18 protein-coding genes and 2 pseudogenes are annotated in these 19,911 nt (G+C 71.4%); 12 read left to right on the top strand and 8 right to left on the bottom strand.

Annotated features, from left to right (window positions below; all coding sequences use genetic code 11):
• Positions 1–60: 60 nt before the first annotated feature.
• Positions 61–498, bottom strand: a complete 438-nt coding sequence (locus AC07AZ_RS09125; RefSeq protein ID WP_356043694.1) for a DUF3052 domain-containing protein — start codon at positions 496–498, stop codon at positions 61–63.
• 352 nt (positions 499–850) lie between these two features.
• Between AC07AZ_RS09125 and aceE the strand changes: the two genes are divergently transcribed.
• A complete protein-coding gene (gene aceE / locus AC07AZ_RS09120) occupies positions 851–3,583 on the top strand; it encodes a pyruvate dehydrogenase (acetyl-transferring), homodimeric type (RefSeq protein WP_478845395.1) in 2,733 nt (910 codons plus the stop codon).
• A gap of 87 nt (positions 3,584–3,670) precedes the next feature.
• Positions 3,671–4,387: pseudogene (locus tag AC07AZ_RS09115) on the top strand (potassium channel family protein); the annotation flags it as partial.
• Positions 4,388–4,468: 81 nt separating this feature from the next.
• Here the strand turns inward: AC07AZ_RS09115 and AC07AZ_RS09110 are convergent.
• Together AC07AZ_RS09110 and AC07AZ_RS09105 are read right to left on the bottom strand one after the other, a co-directional pair.
• Complete coding sequence (locus AC07AZ_RS09110) at positions 4,469–4,816, bottom strand: small hydrophobic protein (protein WP_478845839.1); 348 nt, start codon at positions 4,814–4,816, stop codon at positions 4,469–4,471.
• A 333-nt stretch (positions 4,817–5,149) separates the two neighbouring features.
• Complete coding sequence (locus AC07AZ_RS09105; protein WP_478845393.1) at positions 5,150–6,769, bottom strand: MFS transporter; 1,620 nt, start codon at positions 6,767–6,769, stop codon at positions 5,150–5,152.
• Between the two features lie 113 nt (positions 6,770–6,882).
• Between AC07AZ_RS09105 and AC07AZ_RS09100 the strand changes: the two genes are divergently transcribed.
• The 3 genes from AC07AZ_RS09100 (at position 6,883) to AC07AZ_RS09090 (ending at position 9,755) form a co-directional block, all read left to right on the top strand.
• Complete coding sequence (locus tag AC07AZ_RS09100) at positions 6,883–7,542, top strand: TetR family transcriptional regulator (protein ID WP_478845391.1); 660 nt, start codon at positions 6,883–6,885, stop codon at positions 7,540–7,542.
• An 83-nt stretch (positions 7,543–7,625) separates the two neighbouring features.
• A complete protein-coding gene (locus AC07AZ_RS09095; protein ID WP_478845389.1) occupies positions 7,626–8,843 on the top strand; it encodes an alpha/beta hydrolase in 1,218 nt (405 codons plus the stop codon).
• A gap of 57 nt (positions 8,844–8,900) precedes the next feature.
• A complete protein-coding gene (locus AC07AZ_RS09090) occupies positions 8,901–9,755 on the top strand; it encodes a DUF4429 domain-containing protein (RefSeq protein ID WP_478845837.1) in 855 nt (284 codons plus the stop codon).
• Positions 9,756–9,772: 17 nt separating this feature from the next.
• Here AC07AZ_RS09090 and AC07AZ_RS09085 read toward each other — a convergent pair whose 3' ends face one another.
• Together AC07AZ_RS09085 and AC07AZ_RS09080 are read right to left on the bottom strand one after the other, a co-directional pair.
• On the bottom strand, positions 9,773–10,789 hold the full coding sequence (locus AC07AZ_RS09085; RefSeq protein WP_478845387.1) for an aldo/keto reductase: 1,017 nt from the start codon (positions 10,787–10,789) through the stop codon (positions 9,773–9,775).
• Entirely contained in the window at positions 10,786–11,250 is a 465-nt protein-coding gene (locus tag AC07AZ_RS09080) for a MerR family transcriptional regulator (protein WP_478845385.1), read from the bottom strand. Before AC07AZ_RS09080 ends, AC07AZ_RS09085 begins: the two co-directional genes overlap by 4 nt.
• A gap of 96 nt (positions 11,251–11,346) precedes the next feature.
• On the opposite strand from AC07AZ_RS09080, the gene AC07AZ_RS09075 reads away from it, so the two are divergent.
• Together AC07AZ_RS09075 and AC07AZ_RS09070 are read left to right on the top strand one after the other, a co-directional pair.
• Complete coding sequence (locus AC07AZ_RS09075; RefSeq protein ID WP_478845383.1) at positions 11,347–11,814, top strand: GNAT family N-acetyltransferase; 468 nt, start codon at positions 11,347–11,349, stop codon at positions 11,812–11,814.
• Between the two features lie 18 nt (positions 11,815–11,832).
• The gene (locus AC07AZ_RS09070; RefSeq protein WP_478845381.1) at positions 11,833–12,660 is read left to right on the top strand and encodes a serine hydrolase domain-containing protein; all 828 of its coding nucleotides are present in this window, start codon (positions 11,833–11,835) and stop codon (positions 12,658–12,660) included.
• Here AC07AZ_RS09070 and AC07AZ_RS09065 read toward each other — a convergent pair.
• Positions 12,657–13,307, bottom strand: coding sequence for a pirin family protein (locus AC07AZ_RS09065; protein WP_478845835.1), 651 nt, complete (start codon positions 13,305–13,307; stop codon positions 12,657–12,659). The genes AC07AZ_RS09070 and AC07AZ_RS09065 overlap by 4 nt on opposite strands.
• 342 nt (positions 13,308–13,649) lie before the next feature.
• Here AC07AZ_RS09065 and fasR point away from each other — a divergent pair, with 342 nt between their 5' ends.
• The 5 genes from fasR (at position 13,650) to fabF (ending at position 18,628) form a co-directional block, all read left to right on the top strand.
• Complete coding sequence (gene fasR / locus AC07AZ_RS09060; protein ID WP_478845379.1) at positions 13,650–14,855, top strand: fatty acid biosynthesis transcriptional regulator FasR; 1,206 nt, start codon at positions 13,650–13,652, stop codon at positions 14,853–14,855.
• A gap of 89 nt (positions 14,856–14,944) precedes the next feature.
• A complete protein-coding gene (locus tag AC07AZ_RS09055; RefSeq protein ID WP_478845378.1) occupies positions 14,945–15,883 on the top strand; it encodes an ACP S-malonyltransferase in 939 nt (312 codons plus the stop codon).
• A 23-nt stretch (positions 15,884–15,906) separates the two neighbouring features.
• Positions 15,907–16,902 (top strand): beta-ketoacyl-ACP synthase 3, encoded by a 996-nt coding sequence (locus AC07AZ_RS09050; RefSeq protein WP_478845377.1) that lies wholly within the window; start codon positions 15,907–15,909, stop codon positions 16,900–16,902.
• A 105-nt stretch (positions 16,903–17,007) separates the two neighbouring features.
• Positions 17,008–17,256, top strand: coding sequence for an acyl carrier protein (locus AC07AZ_RS09045; RefSeq protein ID WP_164314352.1), 249 nt, complete (start codon positions 17,008–17,010; stop codon positions 17,254–17,256).
• A gap of 100 nt (positions 17,257–17,356) precedes the next feature.
• Entirely contained in the window at positions 17,357–18,628 is a 1,272-nt protein-coding gene (fabF, locus tag AC07AZ_RS09040) for a beta-ketoacyl-ACP synthase II (RefSeq protein WP_478845375.1), read from the top strand.
• Positions 18,629–18,758: 130 nt separating this feature from the next.
• Here the strand turns inward: fabF and AC07AZ_RS09035 are convergent.
• Together AC07AZ_RS09035 and AC07AZ_RS09030 are read right to left on the bottom strand one after the other, a co-directional pair.
• Positions 18,759–18,917: pseudogene (locus AC07AZ_RS09035) on the bottom strand (cryptochrome/photolyase family protein); the annotation flags it as partial.
• Positions 18,918–19,061: 144 nt separating this feature from the next.
• The coding region (locus AC07AZ_RS09030; protein ID WP_478845373.1) for an LCP family protein at positions 19,062–19,911 on the bottom strand (850 nt) is incomplete at its 5' end.

Raw genomic sequence — 19,911 nt, 5'->3', positions numbered from 1 at the left:
GGGTCACCGGGGGTCACGGACGGGCCGACCGGAGTCGGCCCGTCCGGCGTCTGCGGAGGATCACCTCTTGGACTTGGCCGCCTTCGGAGTCACCAGCCGGCTGCCGCTCCAGTCCTTGCCCACACTGACGCTCTTCGACGCGGACAGCCCCGCCGTCGTCGCGGCTTCGGAGATGTCGCTCGGCTCCACGTAGCCGTCCCGGCCGGTCTTCGGGGTCAGCAGCAGGATCGAGCCGCCCTCCTCGATGTACGTGATGGCATCCACCAGTACGTCGGTCAGGTCGCCGTCGTCGTCGCGGAACCACAGGACAACGGCGTCGGCGACGTCGTCGTATTCCTCGTCCACGAGATCACTGCCGATGACTTCCTCAATGGCCTCGCGGAGTTCCTGGTCTACGTCGTCGTCGTAGCCGATCTCCTGGACCACCTGCTCGGGCTGGAATCCCAGCCTGACGGCAGGGCTAGTCCGCTCCTCCGCGTGGTCCGCGGTCGCGCTCACGGGTTGCCTCCTGATCTTGTTTCGGTGAATGTCTCAGCCACGCGCGTGCGCGAAGCATTGGCCGTAGTCCACACGGGCGGGGCGGATCGCGCAAGTACCCGGCCGTTCAGACCGCCGAAACGGTGACTTTCCGGGCCGTGTCGCCGCAACTCCAGGCACGCCGCCCGGATGTGAGGTGATGCACACCACACCTTTCTGCCCCGTTTGTGTGTTTGGGAACCAGACCTGATGCGGCAGATCCAGTTACCCCGGAGTAGAGATGACGTTTGACGCCCCGAGGTACACGATGGGGAACGGCGCAGGAACGCCGAAACCCCAGCGCAAAGCAGCCCTCTGACAGGTAAGGAACAGCGTGGCTTCCGGATCCGATCGCAACCCGATCATCATTGGCGGCCTTCCGAGTCAGGTTCCTGACTTCGACCCCGAGGAAACGCAGGAGTGGCTCGACTCCCTCGACGCCGCCGTGGACGAGCGCGGCCGGGAGCGGGCCCGCTATCTGATGCTGCGGCTGATCGAGCGGGCCCGCGAGAAGCGCGTGGCCGTGCCGGAGATGCGCAGCACGGACTACGTCAACACCATCCCCACCAAGAGCGAGCCGTTCTTCCCCGGCAACGAGGAGATCGAACGGAAGGTCCTGAACGCGACCCGGTGGAACGCCGCGGTCATGGTCTCCCGCGCCCAGCGGCCGGGCATCGGGGTCGGCGGCCACATCGCCACCTTCGCCTCCTCGGCCTCTCTCTACGACGTCGGCTTCAACCACTTCTTCCGCGGCAAGGACGAGGGCGACGGCGGTGACCAGGTCTTCTTCCAGGGCCACGCCTCCCCCGGCATCTACGCCCGGGCGTTCCTGCTGGACCGTCTGAGCGAGCAGAACCTGGACGCGTTCCGGCAGGAGAAGTCGAAGGCCCCCTACGGCCTCTCCAGCTACCCGCACCCGCGGCTGATGCCGGACTTCTGGGAGTTCCCGACCGTGTCGATGGGCCTGGGCCCGATCGGCGCGATCTACCAGGCGCGGATGAACCGCTACATGCAGGCGCGCGAGATCGCGGACACGTCCAAGTCGCACGTGTGGGCGTTCCTCGGCGACGGCGAGATGGACGAGCCGGAGTCGCTCGGCCAGCTGTCCATCGCCGCTCGCGAGGGCCTGGACAACCTGACCTTCGTGGTGAACTGCAACCTGCAGCGGCTGGACGGCCCGGTGCGCGGCAACGGCAAGGTCATCCAGGAGCTGGAGTCGATCTTCCGGGGCGCCGGCTGGAACGTGATCAAGCTGATCTGGGACCGCTCCTGGGACCCGCTGCTGGCGCAGGACCGCGACGGCGTGCTGGTCAACAGGATGAACACCACGCCCGACGGCCAGTTCCAGACGTACGCCACCGAGACCGGCTCCTACATCCGCGAGCACTTCTTCGGTGACGACCAGCGGCTGCGCGCGATGGTCGCGAACATGACCGACGACCAGATCCTGCACCTGGGCCGCGGCGGCCACGACCACCGGAAGATCTTCGCGGCGTTCGCGGCGGCCAAGGCGCACAAGGGCCAGCCGACGGTGATCCTCGCCAAGACGGTCAAGGGCTGGACGCTGGGCCCGAACTTCGAGGGCCGCAACGCCACCCACCAGATGAAGAAGCTGACGGTCGACGACCTCAAGGGCTTCCGCGACCGGCTGCACCTGCCGATCACCGACCGGGAGCTGGAGTCCGGCGCGCCGCCGTACTACCACCCGGGCCGGAACTCGGAGGAGATCCAGTACATGCACGACCGCCGGCAGGGGCTCGGCGGGTACGTCCCCACGCGCGTGGTGCGGGCCCAGCCGCTCGCCCTGCCCGGGGACAAGACGTACGCGAGTGTGAAGAAGGGCTCGGGTCAGCAGTCGATCGCCACGACCATGGCGTTCGTGCGGCTGCTCAAGGACCTCATGCGGGACAAGGAGATCGGCAGGCGGTTCGTGCTGATCGCACCGGACGAGTACCGCACGTTCGGCATGGACTCCTTCTTCCCGAGCGCGAAGATCTACAACCCGCTCGGCCAGCAGTACGAGGCGGTGGACCGGGACCTGCTGCTCGCGTACAAGGAGTCGCCGACCGGGCAGATGCTGCACGACGGCATCTCGGAGGCCGGCTGCACGGCCTCGCTGATCGCGGCGGGCTCCGCCTACGCGACACACGGCGAGCCGCTCATCCCGGTCTACGTCTTCTACTCGATGTTCGGTTTCCAGCGCACCGGCGACCAGTTCTGGCAGATGGCCGACCAGTTGGCGCGCGGTTTCGTGCTCGGGGCGACGGCCGGCCGGACGACGCTGACCGGTGAGGGGCTCCAGCACGCGGACGGCCACTCGCAGCTGCTGGCCTCGACGAACCCGGGCTGTGTGGCGTACGACCCGGCCTACGGCTTCGAGATCGCGCACATCGTGCAGGACGGCCTGCGCCGGATGTACGGGCCCGACAGCGAGGACGTCTTCTACTACCTCACCGTCTACAACGAGCCCATCCAGCACCCGGCCGAGCCGGAGAACGTGGACGCCGAGGGCATCGTCAAGGGCATCCACCGCTTCAGCGAGGGCACCTCGGGATCGATCCCGGCGCAGGTCATCGCGTCGGGTGTGGCGGTGCCGTGGGCGATCGAGGCGCAGCGGATCCTCGCCGAGGAGTGGAACGTGCGCGCCGACGTCTGGTCGGCGACCTCCTGGAACGAGCTGCGCCGCGAGGCCGTCGAGGTGGAGCGGCACAACCTGCTGCACCCCGAGGAGGAGCAGCGTGTGCCGTACGTGACGCGGAAACTCGCCGGGGCCCAGGGGCCGTTCGTGGCGGTGTCCGACTGGATGCGGTCGGTGCCGGACCAGATCGCGCGCTGGGTGCCGGGGACGTACCAGTCGCTCGGTGCGGACGGCTTCGGGTTCGCTGACACGCGCGGTGCGGCGCGGCGCTTCTTCCACATCGACGCGCAGTCGATCGTGCTGGGCGTGCTGACCGAGCTGGCGAAGGAGGGGAAGGTGGACCGGTCCGTGCTGAAGCAGGCGATCGACCGCTACCAGCTCCTCGACGCCTCGGCGGCGGACCCCGGCGCCGCGGGCGGCGACGCGTAGGACGTGCGGTGCACGGAGGGCGGCGGGGCCTGAGGGCTCCGCCGCCTCTCGTACGGGGCCCCTTGCCCGTTTCTTTACCATGCGGGCATGGAGCAACAGTCGGCACAGGTCCGGTGGGAGCAGTTCAGCCAACGTCCGCTGCTGGCACTGGCCGTGCTGTTCGCCGTCGCCTACGCGGTGCCGATCGTGGACAGTTCGGCGGGGCTTTCGCTGACCTTCGGGTGCACGGTGGCCGAGTGGGTGGTGTGGGGGGCGTTCGCCGCGGACTACCTGGTGCGGCTGGGGCTGGCCCGGCGGCGCCGGGAGTTCGTGCGCACGCACTGGCTGGACCTGTGCGCGGTGGTGCTGCCCCTGCTCCAGCCGCTGCGGCTGCTCCGGCTGGTCTCGACCCTGATGCTGGTGGGGCGGCGGGCCCGGATGGCCTCGCAGATCCGGCTCACCACGTATGTCGCCGGCGCGGTGGTGGGGCTGCTGATGTTCGGCTCGCTGGCGGTGCTCTCGGTGGAGCGGGAGGCCCCGCACGGGAACATCCTGACGCTGGGTGACGCGGTGTGGTGGTCGTTCACCACCATGACCACCGTGGGGTACGGCGACCACGCCCCGACCACCGGCCTGGGCCGCATGATCGCGGTGGGACTGATGCTCTCCGGGATCGCCCTGCTGGGTGTGGTGACCGCGAACATCGCCGCGTGGTTCATCTCGCGCTTCGAGAAGGACGACGACACCGAGCGCCGTCAGACGGAGGCCATCGAGGCGCTGACGGCGGAGGTGCGGGCCCTGCGGGGGGAGGTCGCCGCGCTGCGGACGCCGGCCGGAACGGCCCTCGCCGGCACATGGGTGAGCTCCCGGCCCGTGCGCCGGGAGCCCTTCCCTCACCTGCCCGGGTCAGAACAGACCGCTGCCCGGGGCCGCCGCTCCGGCGAGCCAGACGATCGCCAGGAGGATGTCGATCGCACCCAGGACGACGGCGACCAGGGCCGGGATCGAGCGACTGCCGCCCGACCAGCTGCGACCCATGGCCAGCCAGCCGCAGACGACCGCCACCGGGCCGAGGATGATCCCCAGCACGAAGAAACCGGCGACCGCGCAGACGACTCCGATGATTCCGAGCGTCGCGCGATCCGGCCCTGCCCCGACCGCGACTCCGCTCGACCGGGGGGACCCCCATCGTGACCTCGTGCGGCTACCTGAGCGAGGGTGACCGCGCGTTCCCTGTCCGAAGCCCGCCATCATCAACTCCCTGAACCACATGGTTGGTTGGGTTCGTTCTGGGTTCGGTGGTGCGGGTACCCCGGCTGCTGCCGTTCATCCCCGGGCACGAGACGGCGCCCTTCCGGTCTGCGGGCGCGCCACCCCCCTCCGGCAGCGCGCCGCAGCACCGGCCGCCCTCCGGGGCACCGCGAGCGGCCCGGACGTGCGCCGGGGACATGCCTGCGGAGGGCTTGACCCACTGTGACCCGCGGCGCGCACCGGCTGTGAGGAATCTTTAGCTTTGTCACCCTGATAGGCGAACTCCGCGTACCCTCGGCGCCGTTCGCCGGAACCACGCGGAGTCCGCCCCCCAGGTCAGATGTGCGCGGCGCCCGCGCCCGCCTCCGCGTTCTCGCCGCGCCTGGTGAGCAGCGCGACCAGCACCGCGACGGCGGCGACTCCGGCGGCGACCAGCGACGCCAGGCTCATGCCGGAGATGAAGGTGTCGTGCGCGACGTCCGCGATCTTCGCGGCGATCGCCTCGGGCGTGCCCTTGGCCACCGGTGCCACGCCGACCTGGACCGCCTCCGACGCCTGGTCCAGCTGGGCCGGGGTGAGCTTCGGCAGGCCGGCGTCCGCCCAGTTGCCCGCGAGGTCGCCGTCCACCTTGGAGGCCATGACGGCGCCGAGGACGGCCGTACCGAGGCTGCCGCCGATCTGCATCGCGGCCTGCTGGAGACCGCCGGCGACCCCGGAGAGCTCCATGGGCGCGTTGCCGACGATGACCTCGGTCGCGCCGACCATGACCGGGGCGAGGCCGAGGCCCAGCAGGGCGAACCACAGGGACATGGTGGCGCTGCCGGTGTCCACCTTCAGGGTGGACATGCCGTACATGGCGATCGCGGTGGCCGCCATGCCGCCGGCCAGCGGGACGCGCGGGCCGAGCTTGGTGATCATCGCGCCCGCCAGCGGGGAGCCGACGATCATCATCCCGGTGAGTGGGAGCAGGTGCAGACCGGCGTCGATCGGGCTCATGCCGTGCACGTTCTGGAGGTAGAACGTCACGAAGAAGAGGCCGCCCATGAAGGCGATGGCCATCAGCACCATGAGGACCACACCCGCGGACAGCGGGACGGAGCGGAACAGTCCGAGCGGGATCAGCGGTTCCTTCACCTTCGTCTCCCAGAAGGAGAAGACGGCGAAGCCCACCGCGGACACGGCGACGAACGTCCAGGTACGGCCGTCGCCCCAGCCCCAGGCCGGCGCCTTGATGAGCGCCCACACCAGGCAGAACATCGCGCCGGACAGCAGCACGATGCCGAGGACGTCGAAGGACCGGGGGGCGTTCTCCGCGCGGTGGTCGAGCAGGATCAGCGTGCCGAGGACCAGCGCGAGGACGCCGACGGGCACGTTGATGAAGAACACCGACTGCCAGTTGACGTGCTCGACCAGCACACCGCCGAGGATCGGGCCGCCCGCGGTGGAGGCGCCGATGACCATGCCCCAGATGCCGATGGCCATGTTGAGCTTCTCGGCGGGGAAGGTGGCGCGCAGCAGGCCGAGCGCGGCCGGCATCAGCAGCGCGCCGAACAGCCCCTGCAGGACGCGGAAGGTGACGACCAGCGCGATGCTGCCGGACAGGCCGATGGCGCCGGAGGCGGCCGCGAAGCCGACCACGCCGATCAGGAAGGTCTGGCGGTGACCGAAGCGGTCACCGAGCTTGCCCGCGGTGATGAGGCAGACCGCGAGGGCGAGGAAGTAGCCGTTGGTGATCCACTGGACGTCGGCGAAGCTGGCGTTGAGGTCCTTCTGGATGGCCGGGTTGGCGATGGCCACGATGGTGCCGTCGAGGGCCACCATCATGACTCCGACGGCGACCGTGATGAGGGTGAACCAGGGATGGCCGCGCAGCCCGGAGGACGGCGACCGGTCGGACGGGTCCGCCGGTGCCGTGTCCCCCGGGCCCGCCGTACCGATGGTGGTCTGACTAGTCATACGTTCGAGGCTAGTGACAGCCACTGACAGTTGACAAACCAATTCACAAGTCGGTAACTGTCACGACACTCACTCCTTGCCCCGAGCAGGGAGAACCGTCAGAAGGAGAGGCCGTGGAGACAGCGGGTGCCGCTCAGCCGGTACCGCGACCGGGGCTGCGCGAACGCAAGAAGCAACGCACCCGGGACGCCCTGCTGCGGGCCGCCCTCGACCTGTTCACGGACCGGGGGTACGAGCGCACGACCGTCGACGACATCGCCGAGGCCGTCGACGTCTCGCAGCGCACCTTCTTCCGCTACTTCGCGAGCAAGGAGGACGCGGTCTTCTTCGCGCCGCAGCTCGCGGAGTCCCACTTCACCGAGGCCGTCCTGGCGCGACCGCCGCACGAACCCCCGCTGGAGGCACTGCGCCGGGCCGTCCTGGAGAGCTGGCACACCATCGGTGAGGCCATCGAGCGGGTCGTGCCGCTCGAACTCCATCTGCGCACCTACCGGGTGATCGAGTCGACGCCCGCGCTGCTCGCCGCGCACCTGCGGCGTTCGGCGGAGCTGGAGGAGCGGATCGCCCGCATTATCGCCGAGCGCGAGGGACTGGACGTGGAGGCGGACCCCCGGCCGCGCCTGCTGGTGGCCGTCTTCAGCGCCGTGATCCGGGTGACCGAGCGGAAGTGGTCGGTGGGCACCGAGGTCAGCACCGAGGCCATGCGGGAGCTGACCGCCGCCTACCTCGATCAGGTGGGCCCGGACCTGCTGGGGAACTGGCGTACGGGCTGAGGACCACGTCACGGGTCCTGAAACCGTGATCCGCGTCACTTGGTTGACGCGAGACCCTCTCGTTCTCCTAGTGTGTCCTTTCAGTGACTTCCTTCGACACCTCCCCGCAACTGAACGTCTGGCGCGCACTGCTCGCGCTGGCCGTCGTGTTCGTCATGCTGGCGACCACCGGATGGACCGCGCTGCGCCACCACCGGGTGACCACCGCGCTCCAGACCTCGCTCTCCGCATGGGAGCACGGGCACATCCAGGGACACCCGCTGCCGGACCCGGACGCGGCACCCGACGTGCTCGGCCGGTTCTTCGCCTCGCTCACCGCGCAGCAACGCGACCGGCTCGCGCACCGCTACCCCCTCGCCGTCGGCAACATGAACGGCGCCCCGGTCGCCCTGCGCTACCGCGCCAACCGTCTCGCGCTCGACAAGGCCCGCCGGGTCGAACTCAGGCGCATGCACGACAGCCGGCTCTCGCAGGACGGGCAGCAGACGGCCGGCCGCCGCAAGAACCGCTTCGAGGCGCTGCTGAGCGGACACCGCAAGATCCTCGCCTTCGACCCGGCCGGTTCGGGGCGGGTCGCCGAGGTCTTCGGCAGCCTGTCCAGGGCCGAGCGGGTCTCCGTCGTCGTCCCCGGCGTGGACACCGACCTCCTCACCTTCCAGCGCACCGACCGCAGGTACTCCGCGCCCGTCGGCATGGCGAAGTCGCTGTACGCGGCCGAGCGCGACGCCGGCCCCGACACACGTACGGCCGTGATCGCCTGGGCCGACTACACGACCCCCGACGGGCTCGGCATCGACTCGGCCACCGCGATGCGCGCCGAGGACGGCGCGCTCCGGCTGAACGCGCTGCTGCGCGGCCTGCCCGGCCACGCGCCCGTCTCGCTGTTCTGCCACAGCTACGGCTCCGTGGTGTGCGGTCTGGCCGCGCACGACCTGCCGCACCGCGTGGCCGACATAGCGGTGGCCGCGAGCCCGGGCATGCGCGCCGGAAGCGCCGAGCGCCTGCGCACCTCGGCCCGGGTGTGGGCGATGCGGGACGCCACCGACTGGGTGCGGGAGGTGCCGTACCTGGAGGTCGGCGGGCTGGGTCACGGCGCCGATCCGGTGTCCTCGGGCTTCGGCGCGCGGGTGCTGTCGGCGCAGGGTGCCAGGGGACACAGCGGCTACTTCGAGCCGGGCACGGCGAGCCTGCTGAACTTCGCCGAGATCGGCGTCGGCGCGTACCGCTCGGTGGTGTGCGCGGACGAGGACAACCGGTGCTGGAAGGGTCTGTCCGGCACGACGACGGTCGGACGCGCGTAGAGGCGCGGAAACCGCGGTCTGCGCGGAGAGGGGACGGAGGAGCTCGTGCCGCATACGATGAGCCGCATGGGTGACGTACTGGCCGGATTTCATGCCGCCTGGGAGTTCGATTCCGACTCCGTGCTCATCCGTTACGAACGGGGCATACGCACCCCCAAGCTCTTCCAGGCCCTCGGGGAACGCCGGATCCCGCTGGACGCGATCGCCGGGGTGACGCTGACCCCCGGCCGGCGCGGCACCGTCGTCCTGCGGGCCGAGCCGAGGCCCGGCGCCGACCCGCTGATGGAGGCGGCGGCGGGGCAGCTCAGGGAGGGCTGCGACCCCTACCGGCTGGTGCTGTCCGGGGAGCGGGAGACGCTCGCCGAGTACTACGCCGACGAACTGCGGTCACAGCTGCGCGAGTCGGGGCCCGCCGACCGGTTCCTGGTGCCGGCCCCCGAGGTGCCGCTGAAGTTCAAGGCGTACGACGGCAAGGCGTCCTTCGACGGGAAGACCGTCCGCTTCCGGTGGTTCTGGACGGGCGCGTCCTCCGCCAAGTGGAAGGCCGGCGACCAGAGTTTCCCGGTCGCCGACCTGAGCGGCGTCGAGTGGCGCTCCCCCGAGGTGTTCGAGGGACATCTGCGCCTGGTGCCGCGCGAGGCGGGCACCGGGCAGGCGGCGCAGGCCGACCACGATCCCGCCTCGGTCGTCTTCGGCCTGGGGTACGGGCCCGTCCACGAGTCGCTGCCGTTCGCCGCGGCCGTGCTGGCCGCCGTACGCTCCCGCGGGACGGTCGCCGTGCCGGCCCCGCCCCGCCGCGACCCCGCCGAGATCGCCGAGCGGATCCGCCACCTCGGGGAGCTGCACCAGGCCGGCCTGGTGACCGACGAGGAGTTCTCCGTGAAGAAGGCGGAGCTGCTCGCCGAGCTCTGAAACGCGCCGGCGTACGGCTATTCGCGTCCGGCCGAGGTGAACGACATGTCCGCGTAGCGGTCGCCCGCCACCTTGGCCGCTATCGGCTCCAGCAGGGACAGTTCGTCCTCGCTCAGCACGATGCGGGTCGCCGCCGTGTTCTCCTCCACCCTGCCCGGCTTGCGGGTGCCCGGGATCGGGACCACCGTCAGGCCGTGCACCGACGCCTGCTGCTGGACCCACGCCAGGGCTATCTGGCCGGGCGAGGCGCCGTGGGCCTCGGCGACCGCGCGGACCGGGTCGAGCAGGGCCGCGTTGGCGGCCGCGTTGTCCCCGGTGAAGCGGGGCTGCCGGCGGCGGAAGTCGTCCGCGCCGAGGTCCTGTTCGGCGTCGGTGAAGGAGCCGGTGAGGAACCCGCGGCCGAGCGGCGAGTACGGCACGAGGGTCACGCCCAGCTCGCGGGCCGCCGGGACGACGTAGGTCTCGATGTCACGACTGAACAGTGACCACTCCGACTGCACGGCGGCGATCGGGTGCACCGCCTGCGCGGCCCGCAGCTCGCCGGCGGTGACCTCGCTGAGCCCGAGGTGCCTGACCTTGCCCTCGCGCACCAGCTCGGCCATCGTGCCGACGGACTCCTCGACCGGCACGTTCACGTCGCGGCGGTGCATGTAGTAGAGGTCGATGACGTCGACGTCCAGGCGCCGCAGGCTCGCCTCGACGGCCGCGCGGATGTACGGCGGGTCGTTGCGGACGACCCGCCGGGTCGGCTCGCCGGGCGGGATGGACAGGGCGAACTTCGTGGCGATGACGACCTCGTCGCGGTGCGCCTTGAGGAACGGGGACAGGAACCGCTCGTTCTCCCCGGCGGCGTAGGCGTCCGCCGTGTCGTACAGGGTCACGCCGAGTTCCAGCGCCCGTTCCAGGGTGGCACGGGACTGATCCGCGTCCGAGGGGCCGTAGGCGAAGCTCATGCCCATGCAGCCGAGGCCCTGCACGCCCACCTCGGGTCCGTCGCCGGCCAGCCGTGCGGTGGGGATCGTGCCGTGCGTCATCCGACTTTCTCCTTCTCGTAGGCGCGTCCCGCGTCGGCGTAGAAGCTGATCTTCCGGTCGAGCACCGCGAGGGTGTCCCGCAGTTCCTCGATCCGGGAGAGCACGTCGCGGCGGGTCGCCTCCAGCAGTTCGAAGCGCTCGGTGTAGGTCTGGTCGCCCTCGCGCACCAGCTCCGCGTACCGCACCATGTCGGCGACCGGCATGCCGGTCAGCCGCAGCTTGCCGACGAGGTCGAGCCAGTCCAGGTCGCGGTTGCTGTAGCGGCGCTGGCCGGTGTGCGAGCGGTCGATGTGCGGCATCAGGCCGATGCGCTCGTACCAGCGCAGGGTGTGGGCCGTCAGGCCGGTGAAGGCGACGACCTCGCTGATCGTGTAACCGTCCTGGCCTTCCGGGCGCCGGTGGGGGTGCGGCGGGGCCGCGCAGTTGTCGGTCCTGGTACCCGGGGTCTCCGTCGCCGTCATGGCCCCACGCTAAGGGCCTGGAGCGCACTCGAAGCAAGCAGGAGGGGTAAGAATTCCACACGACGTGGCACCGGCCCGGTGACTACCGTGCGGTGCATGAGTCTCGTACGCCGCGCCACCCCCGAGGACGCCGTGGAAGTCCTGCGTCTGCGCCAGGTGATGATCGATTCACTGCCGGGCTCGGAGCCCGGCACGGCGTGGCACGCGCAGGCGCTGCCCGTGCTGCGCCGACGGATCGCGGGGGACGAGGACTTCGCGGCCTTCGTCGTGGACCACCCGGACCGGCCGGAGGCACTCGCGGCCCTGGCGGCAGGCACGGTCGACTACCGCATCGGGAAGGCGGCCGATCCGCTGGGGCGGGGCGGGTACGTCTTCAGCGTCGCCACCGACCCGGACGCCCGGCGCCGGGGGTACGCGCGCGCGTGCGTGGAGGAGCTCCTGAGCTGGTTCCGCGAGCGGGGAGCGGGACAGGTCCTCCTCACCGCGTCCGCCGAGGCGGAGCCGCTGTACGCCTCCCTCGGCTTCGTCCGCAAACCGGACCCCGCGATGGGGCTGACCCTCTGAGCACTTAGGCTCCTCAGCATGTCCTTGCAGAGCCTCGCGTTGATCGAGAACTGGCCGGTTCCCACCGCTGCGGCGGGGGTCGTCCGCGCGGACGGCACGGTCCTGGCCACCCACGGACCCGCCGGGCAGCCCTTCCGGCTGGCCTCGGTCACCAAGCCGCTCGCGGCCTACGCGGTGCTGGTGGCCCACGAGGAGGGCGCGATCGACCTCGACGAGCCCGCCGGGCCGCCCGGGGCGACGGTGCGCCATCTCCTCGCGCACACCTCGGGCCTGGCCTTCGACGAGCACCGGGTGACGGCCCCGCCCGGTGAGCGGCGGCTGTACTCGAACGCCGGGTTCGAGCAGCTCGGGGACCACATCGCGAAGGCGGCCGAGATGCCGTTCGCCGAGTACCTGCGGCAGGCGGTGCTGGAGCCGCTGGGGATGACGTCGACCTCGCTGGAGGGCTCGCCGGCGAAGGACGGGCGGTCCACGGTCGGGGACCTGCTGCGGTTCGCGGCGGAGGTGCAGGCGCCCCGGCTGCTCGACGCCCGGACCGTCGCGGCGGCGATGACCGTCCAGTACGCGGGGACGAAGGGCGTGCTGCCGGGCTACGGCCACCAGAACCCCAACGACTGGGGCCTCGGCTTCGAGATCCGGGACTCCAAGTCGCCCCACTGGACCGGAAGTTCGTCCTCCCCGCGTACGTTCGGCCACTTCGGCCAGTCCGGTACGTTCCTGTGGATCGACCCGGACGCGCGTGCGGCCTGTGTGGCCCTCACGGACCGCGCCTTCGGCCCCTGGGCGACCGAGGCGTGGCCGGCGTTCACGGACGCGGTGCTCGCCGAGCTCCGGGACGCGCGCTAGGACATCTCCCACACGAGCAGTTCGGCCGGGGTCACCGCGATCGCGGCCACGCCCTCGGCGTCGGTGATCCGGGCCGCGTCGCCCGCCCCCAACTCCTCGTCGTCGAGCCGCACTTCACCGCGGACGACGTGGACGTAGACGTGCCGCCCGTCCGGCACCGCGGTCCGCTCCCCCGCCGCCAGCCGCCGCACGTGCAGCAGCGCGCCCGCTTCCGGGACGGCGTACGGCGTGGAGTCGGCGATGCCGTGGACCGTCTCGTACGACGGGTCGCCGCCCGGGGTGAGCGGCGCCAGCCACATCTGGACGAAGACCAGCGGGGCCGGGCCGTCGTTGCGCTCGACGTGCCGCACGCCCGACGCGGAGCTCAGACGCTGCACGTCCCCGGGGCGCACCCGGCTCTCCCGGCCGATCGAGTCGCGGTGCGTCAGCTCGCCCTCGACCACCCAGGTCACGATCTCGGTGTGGCTGTGCGGATGCTCGCCGAAACCGGCGCCGGGGGCGAGCCGCTCCTCGTTGCAGGCGAGCACGGCGCCGAAGCGGAGGTTGCCGGGGTCGTAGTGCGGGCCGAAGGAGAAGGCGTGCCACGACTCGATCCCGGCCTCGGCGTCACCCCCCGGATAGCGCTCCGCGGCGCGCCGTACGTCCATCACGAGCCCCACGGTAGCCCCGCCGGGCAACTGAACCCCCCAACCCCGCGCGACCGGCAAGAGCCCACCAAGTCCCACTGCCCCCACGCGTCGGCCGCGAGGGAGCCGCAGGGGGCGCGCCGGTGCCGGGACGGCGAAGGAGCGCGGGCGGACCGACACGGAGCCGCTCTGCCCGCCACCAGCCTCCACGACCGGCAAGAGCCCACCAAGTCCCACTGCCCCCACGCGTCGGCCGCGAGGGAGCCGCAGGGGGCGCGCCCCCGAAGGCGACCGAGCCATCCAGCACAGCCCCGCACCCACCCGGCAGCGCACCCGCGCGTCCGGATAAGGCAGTCTTGTCCCGTGCCCGAACCCGAAACCCATCCTCCCGAAGCCGCAGTGGCCGCCGCCCACCCGCACCCCGCGACGCTGAAGCGGCTGGAGAGGTCGTCCGGAAGTCTCGCCGCGCAGGCCATCGCGCGGATGGACGAGACGCTGTCGTGGTACCGGGCGATGCCCCCGGAGAACCGTTCCTGGATCGGGCTGGTCGCCCAGGCGGGCATCGCCGCCTTCACCGAGTGGTTCCGCTACCCGGACGCCCCGCAGGCCATCTCCACGGACGTGTTCGGCACGGCCCCGCGCGAGCTGACCCGGGCCATCACACTGCGGCAGACCGTGGAGATGGTGCGCACCACCATCGAGGTCATGGAGTCCGCGATCGACGAGGTCGCGGCGCCCGGGGACGAGTCCGTGCTGCGTGAGGCGCTGCTCGTGTACGCCCGGGAGATCGCCTTCGCCACCGCCCAGGTCTACGCGCAGGCCGCCGAGGCCCGCGGGGCCTGGGACGCCCGCCTGGAGTCGCTGGTGGTGAACGCCGTACTCAGCGGGGAGGCCGACGAGGGGGCCGTCAGCCGGGCTGCGGCTCTCGGCTGGAACTCCCCGGAGCATGTGTGCGTGGTGCTGGGCACCGCCCCGGAGGGCGATTCGGAACTGACCGTCGAGGCCATCCGGCGGGCCGCCCGGCACGCCAAGCTCCAGGTCCTCACCGGGGTGCTCGGGGACCGGCTCGTGGTCATCGCGGGCGGCAGCGACAACCCGCTCGCCGTCGCCAAGTCGCTGATCGGCCCGTTCGCGGCGGGCTCGGTGGTGGCGGGCCCGGTGGTGCCCGATCTGCTCGCCGCGACCCGGTCCGCGCAGGCCGCGGCCGCCGGGCTCAAGGCGGGTACGGCCTGGCAGGACGCCCCACGGCCGGTCCTCGCGGACGATCTGCTGCCGGAGCGCGCGATGGCCGGCGACCCCTCGGCCCGCGAGCAGCTGGTGGAGGAGATCTACAGACCGCTCGAGGAGGCCGGGTCCGCGCTGCTGGAGACGCTCTCCGTCTATCTCGAGCAGGCGAGCAGTCTGGAGGGGGCCGCCAGGATGCTCTTCGTCCATCCGAACACCGTGCGCTACCGGCTTCGACGTGTGACTGACGTCACCGGCTGGTCACCCTCGGACGTGCGTTCGGCGTTCACGCTGCGCATCGCGCTGATCCTCGGGCGTCTGGCCGACGGGGATCTCCAGCTCTAGGCTTTTGTCGGGGGCCCACAAAACCCCCTCCTGTTCTTCGTCCCTGTCCCCACGGGCGGCCATGGCCGTCCACAAGAGAGAGTGTGAGAGTGCTCGTACTCGTCGCTCCCGGCCAGGGCGCCCAGACGCCCGGCTTCCTGACTCCCTGGCTCGAACTCCCCGGCGCAGCCGACCGCGTCGCCGCGTGGTCGGACGCCATCGGACTCGACCTCGCCCACTACGGCACACAGGCCGACGCGGACGCGATCCGCGACACCTCGGTGGCCCAGCCGCTGCTCGTGGCGGCCGGACTCCTGTCCGCCGCGGCCCTCGGCGACCTGACCCCCGGCGCGGTGGCGGGCCACAGCGTAGGCGAGATCACCGCGGCCGCCTTCGCGGGCGTGCTCGACGACACCGCCGCGCTGACCCTCGTCCGCAAGCGGGGCCTGGCCATGGCCGAGGCCGCCGCGGTCACCGCGACCGGCATGTCGGCGCTGCTCGGCGGCGACCCCGAGGTCAGCGTCGCGCACCTGGAGAGGCTGGGCCTGACCCCGGCGAACGTGAACGGCGCCGGCCAGATCGTGGCCGCCGGCACCCTGGAGCAGCTCGCCGCGCTGGAGGCGGACCCGCCGGAGGGCGTCCGCCGGGTGGTCGCGCTGAAGGTCGCCGGAGCCTTCCACACGCATCACATGGCTCCCGCGGTCGAGGCGCTGGCCAAGGCCGCCGAGGCACTGGCGCCCGCCGACCCGGAGGTCGCCTACGTCTCGAACAAGGACGGCCGTACCGTCGCCACCGGCACCGAGGTGCTGGAGCGGCTGGTCGGCCAGGTCGCCAACCCGGTCCGCTGGGACCTGTGCATGGAGACCTTCCAGGGGCTCGGCGCCACCGCGCTCCTGGAGGTGTGCCCCGGCGGCACGCTCACCGGGCTGGCCAAGCGTGCGCTGCCCGGCGTCAAGACGCTCGCGCTGAAGACCCCCGACGACCTCGACGCGGCCCGCGAACTGATCGCCGCGGCCGCCGACTCTGCCGCTGACGCGGCGGGCGCCTGACCCCCCTAAGGAGCCGACCGATCATGTCGAAGATCAAGCCCAGCAGGGGCGCCCCGTACGCGCGCATCCTCGGCGTGGGCGGCTACCGTCCGACGCGGGTCGTGCCCAACGAGGTGATCCTCGAGACGATCGACTCGTCCGACGAGTGGATCCGCTCGCGCTCCGGGATCCAGACCCGGCACTGGGCCTCCGACGAGGAGACCGTCGCCGCGATGTCGATCGAGGCGTCGGGCAAGGCGATCGCCGACGCCGGGATCGCCGCCGAGCAGATCGGCGGCGTGATCGTCTCGACCGTCTCGCACTTCAAGCAGACCCCGGCCGTGGCGACGGAGATCGCCGACAAGCTGGGCACGAACAAGGCCGCCGCCTTCGACATCTCCGCGGGCTGCGCGGGCTTCGGCTACGGCCTCACCCTCGCCAAGGGCATGGTCGTCGAGGGTTCCGCGGAGTACGTCCTGGTCATCGGTGTCGAGCGGCTCTCCGACCTGACCGACCTGGAGGACCGGGCCACGGCCTTCCTGTTCGGTGACGGGGCGGGCGCGGTCGTCGTGGGTCCCGCCCAGGAACCGGGGATCGGCCCGACGGTCTGGGGCTCGGAGGGCGACAAGTCCGAGACCATCAAGCAGACCGTGCCGTGGACGGAGTACGACAGCTCCGGCAAGTTCCCGGCGATCACGCAGGAGGGCCAGGCGGTGTTCCGCTGGGCCGTGTTCGAGATGGCGAAGGTCGCACAGCAGGCGCTGGACGCGGCCGGGATCACCTCGGACGACCTGGACGTCTTCATCCCGCACCAGGCCAACGAGCGGATCATCGACTCGATGGTGAAGACTCTCAAGCTGCCGGAACACGTCACGGTCGCCCGTGACGTGCGCACCACCGGCAACACCTCGGCCGCCTCGATCCCGCTCGCGATGGAGCGGCTTCTGGCGACCGGCGAGGCGAAGAGCGGCGACACCGCGCTCGTCATCGGATTCGGGGCGGGTCTCGTGTACGCCGCCACGGTGGTTACCCTCCCCTAGGCACTCCGTGCCGGATCTTGCGGTCCGGTACGGCGGAAGCACCACCCGCCGCCGACCGCGGCGGGCGCCACACCCTCTGGAAACACCAACGAAGGAGCGCCTGACATGGCCGCCACTCAGGAAGAGATCGTCGCCGGTCTCGCCGACATCGTGAACGAGATCGCCGGCATCCCGGTTGAGGACGTCCAGCTGGACAAGTCCTTCACCGACGACCTGGACGTCGACTCGCTGTCCATGGTCGAGGTCGTCGTCGCCGCCGAGGAGCGCTTCGACGTCAAGATCCCCGACGAGGACGTCAAGAACCTCAAGACCGTCGGTGACGCGACGAGCTACATCCTCAAGAACCAGGCCTGATCCCCGGATCGGTCCGTCTGCCCCGCCACCCGGCGGTGGCGCCGTAGTCCCCGCTTACGCGGGGGTTGTCCCCCTCGTATCCGATGGAGAATGAATTCCCGTGAGCCCGACCAATCGCACCGTGGTCGTCACCGGTATCGGCGCAACCACACCGCTGGGTGGCGACGCAGCCTCTACCTGGGAGGGCCTGATCGCCGGCAAGTCCGGCGTGAAGCCCCTGGAGCAGGAGTGGGCGGCCGAGCAGGCCGTCCGTATCGCGGCCCCCGTGGCCGTGGAGCCGACCGAGGTCATTCCGCGGCCGCAGGCCCGCCGTCTGGACCGCTCGGCCCAGTTCGCGCTGATCGCCGCCAAGGAGGCGTGGGCCGACGCCGGCTTCACCGCCAGGGCCGGCGAGGACAGTTCCGTCGACCCCGACCGGCTCGGTGCCGTCATCGCCTCCGGCATCGGCGGCGTGACCACCCTGCTCGACCAGTACGACGTGCTCAAGGAGAAGGGCGTCCGCCGCGTCTCCCCGCACACCGTCCCCATGCTCATGCCGAACGGCCCCTCCGCCAACGTGGGTCTGGCCGTGGGCGCCCGCGCGGGCGTGCACACGCCGGTCTCCGCCTGCGCGTCGGGCGCCGAGGCCATCGGCTACGCCATCGAGATGATCCGTACCGGCCGCGCCGACGTCGTCGTCGCCGGTGGCACGGAGGCGGCGATCCACCCGCTGCCCATCGCCGCCTTCGGCAACATGATGGCGATGTCCAAGAACAACGACGACCCGCAGGGCGCCTCGCGTCCCTACGACACCGCCCGTGACGGCTTCGTCCTGGGCGAGGGCGCCGGAGTCGTCGTCCTGGAGTCCGCCGAGCACGCCGCCAAGCGCGGGGCCCGGGTGTACGCCGAGGCGGTCGGCCAGGGCATCTCCGCCGACGGCCACGACATCGTGCAGCCCGAGCCCGAGGGCCGCGGCATCTCGCACGCCCTGCAGAACCTGCTCGACAACACCGACCTCGACCCGAAGGAGATCGTGCACGTCAACGCGCACGCCACTTCGACGCCGGCCGGTGACGTGGCCGAGCTGAAGGCGCTGCGCAAGGTGTTCGGCGACGACGCGGACCACTTCGCGGTGTCCGCGACGAAGTCGATGACCGGTCACCTGCTGGGTGGCGCGGGCGGCGTCGAGTCGGTCGCGACCGTCCTCGCCCTGTACAACCGGCTGGCCCCGCCGACCATCAACGTCGACAACATCGACCCCGAGGCCGAGGCGAACGCCGACATCGTCCGCGGCGAGGCGCGCAAGCTGCCCGTCGAGGGCCGCATCGCCGCGCTGAACGACTCGTTCGGCTTCGGCGGGCACAACGTGGTGCTGGCGTTCCGCACGGTCTGAGCCGTGCCGTGAACGGCGTGGGGGGCGGCCCCGGCGGGGGGGGGGGCACGCCAGGTTTTTTTTTTTTTCTTCCGGCAGGGGGGGGGCGGTGGGGCGGGGGGGGGGGGACGGGGGGGTTTGGGGTGTGGGGGAAGCGGCGGCACCGCACCCCCCCCCGGGACTCGATCATCACCAGCGGGGTGTCCCGGTGCGGCCCGTCCTCGCCGGGGGTGAGGAAGTGCGGGCCGAGCTGGTCGCCGAAGAGCCAGTGGACGGCTTCCGTCCCGTCGCCGCCGGATCGCCGGCCCATCGCACACCCCTGTCCCGGCCCCGCCGGGGGCCGCCCTGTCGTCCGGCGGTGTCCGGACGACACCGCGCCCCCAGCTTCAGGCGCTGGGGGCGCGCTGGACGCGCGGGGGGAGCCGTACGGGTGAAGGGGCACGGCCCGGGGGGCTCACTCCGTGACGGTGACCTTCTCGTCGTTGCGGAGCTGCTGCATGAGCTGGTCCTTCTTGGCCTTGTCCCAGACGAGGTTGCCGCCGTTGGAGCCGGAGATCGGCATGTTCATCGAGGTGCCCTCGCCGCCGGTCAGGCCCTTCATCGCCCAGAACATGCTGGCCAGGTCGAACAGGCCCATGTCCTTGTCGACGATGAGAGTGTCCAGGCCCGCGCCGAGCGTCGGGTAGAGGCGGAACGGGTTCAGCACCGTGGACGGGGTGGCCGCCTGGTCGGCCAGGGTCGCCAGGAACTTCTGCTGGTTCTTGGTGCGGTCCAGGTCGCTGCCGGCGAAGGCGTACCGGGTACGGACGAAGGCGAGCGCCTGCTGGCCGTCGAGGGTCTGCTTGCCCGCCTGGAAGTCGGCGCCGGACTTCTTGTCCTTGAACGCCTTCGGGATGTCCATCTCGACGCCGCCGAGCGCGTCCACGATGTTGGCGAAGCCGCCGAAGCCGATCTCCGCGTAGTGGTCGATGCGCAGGCCGGTGTTGTACTCCACGGTGCGCACCAGCAGCTCGGGGCCGTCCTCGGCGTAGGCGGCGTTGAGCTTGACGCGGCGGCCCTGCGCCGGGAAGAGCTTGCCGGAGTCGGAACCCTTGAACGAGGGGATCTCGACCTCGGAGTCGCGCGGCAGCGAGACCATCGTGTTCCCGTTGGAGCCGACGTGCAGGATCATCATCGAGTCGGTGCGCTTGCCCTCGGCGGAGCCGGTGTGCAGGCGCTTCTTGTCGTCGTCGGTCATGCCGTCGCGGCTGTCGGAGCCGACGATGAGGTAGTTGGTCCCCTCGCCCTCCTCGGGCCGCTCGATG

Source organism: Streptomyces sp. NPDC043878 (assembly GCF_056435735.1).
Note: the sequence above shows the minus strand (reverse complement) of the source record. Positions and strands in the feature narration are given on the sequence as shown.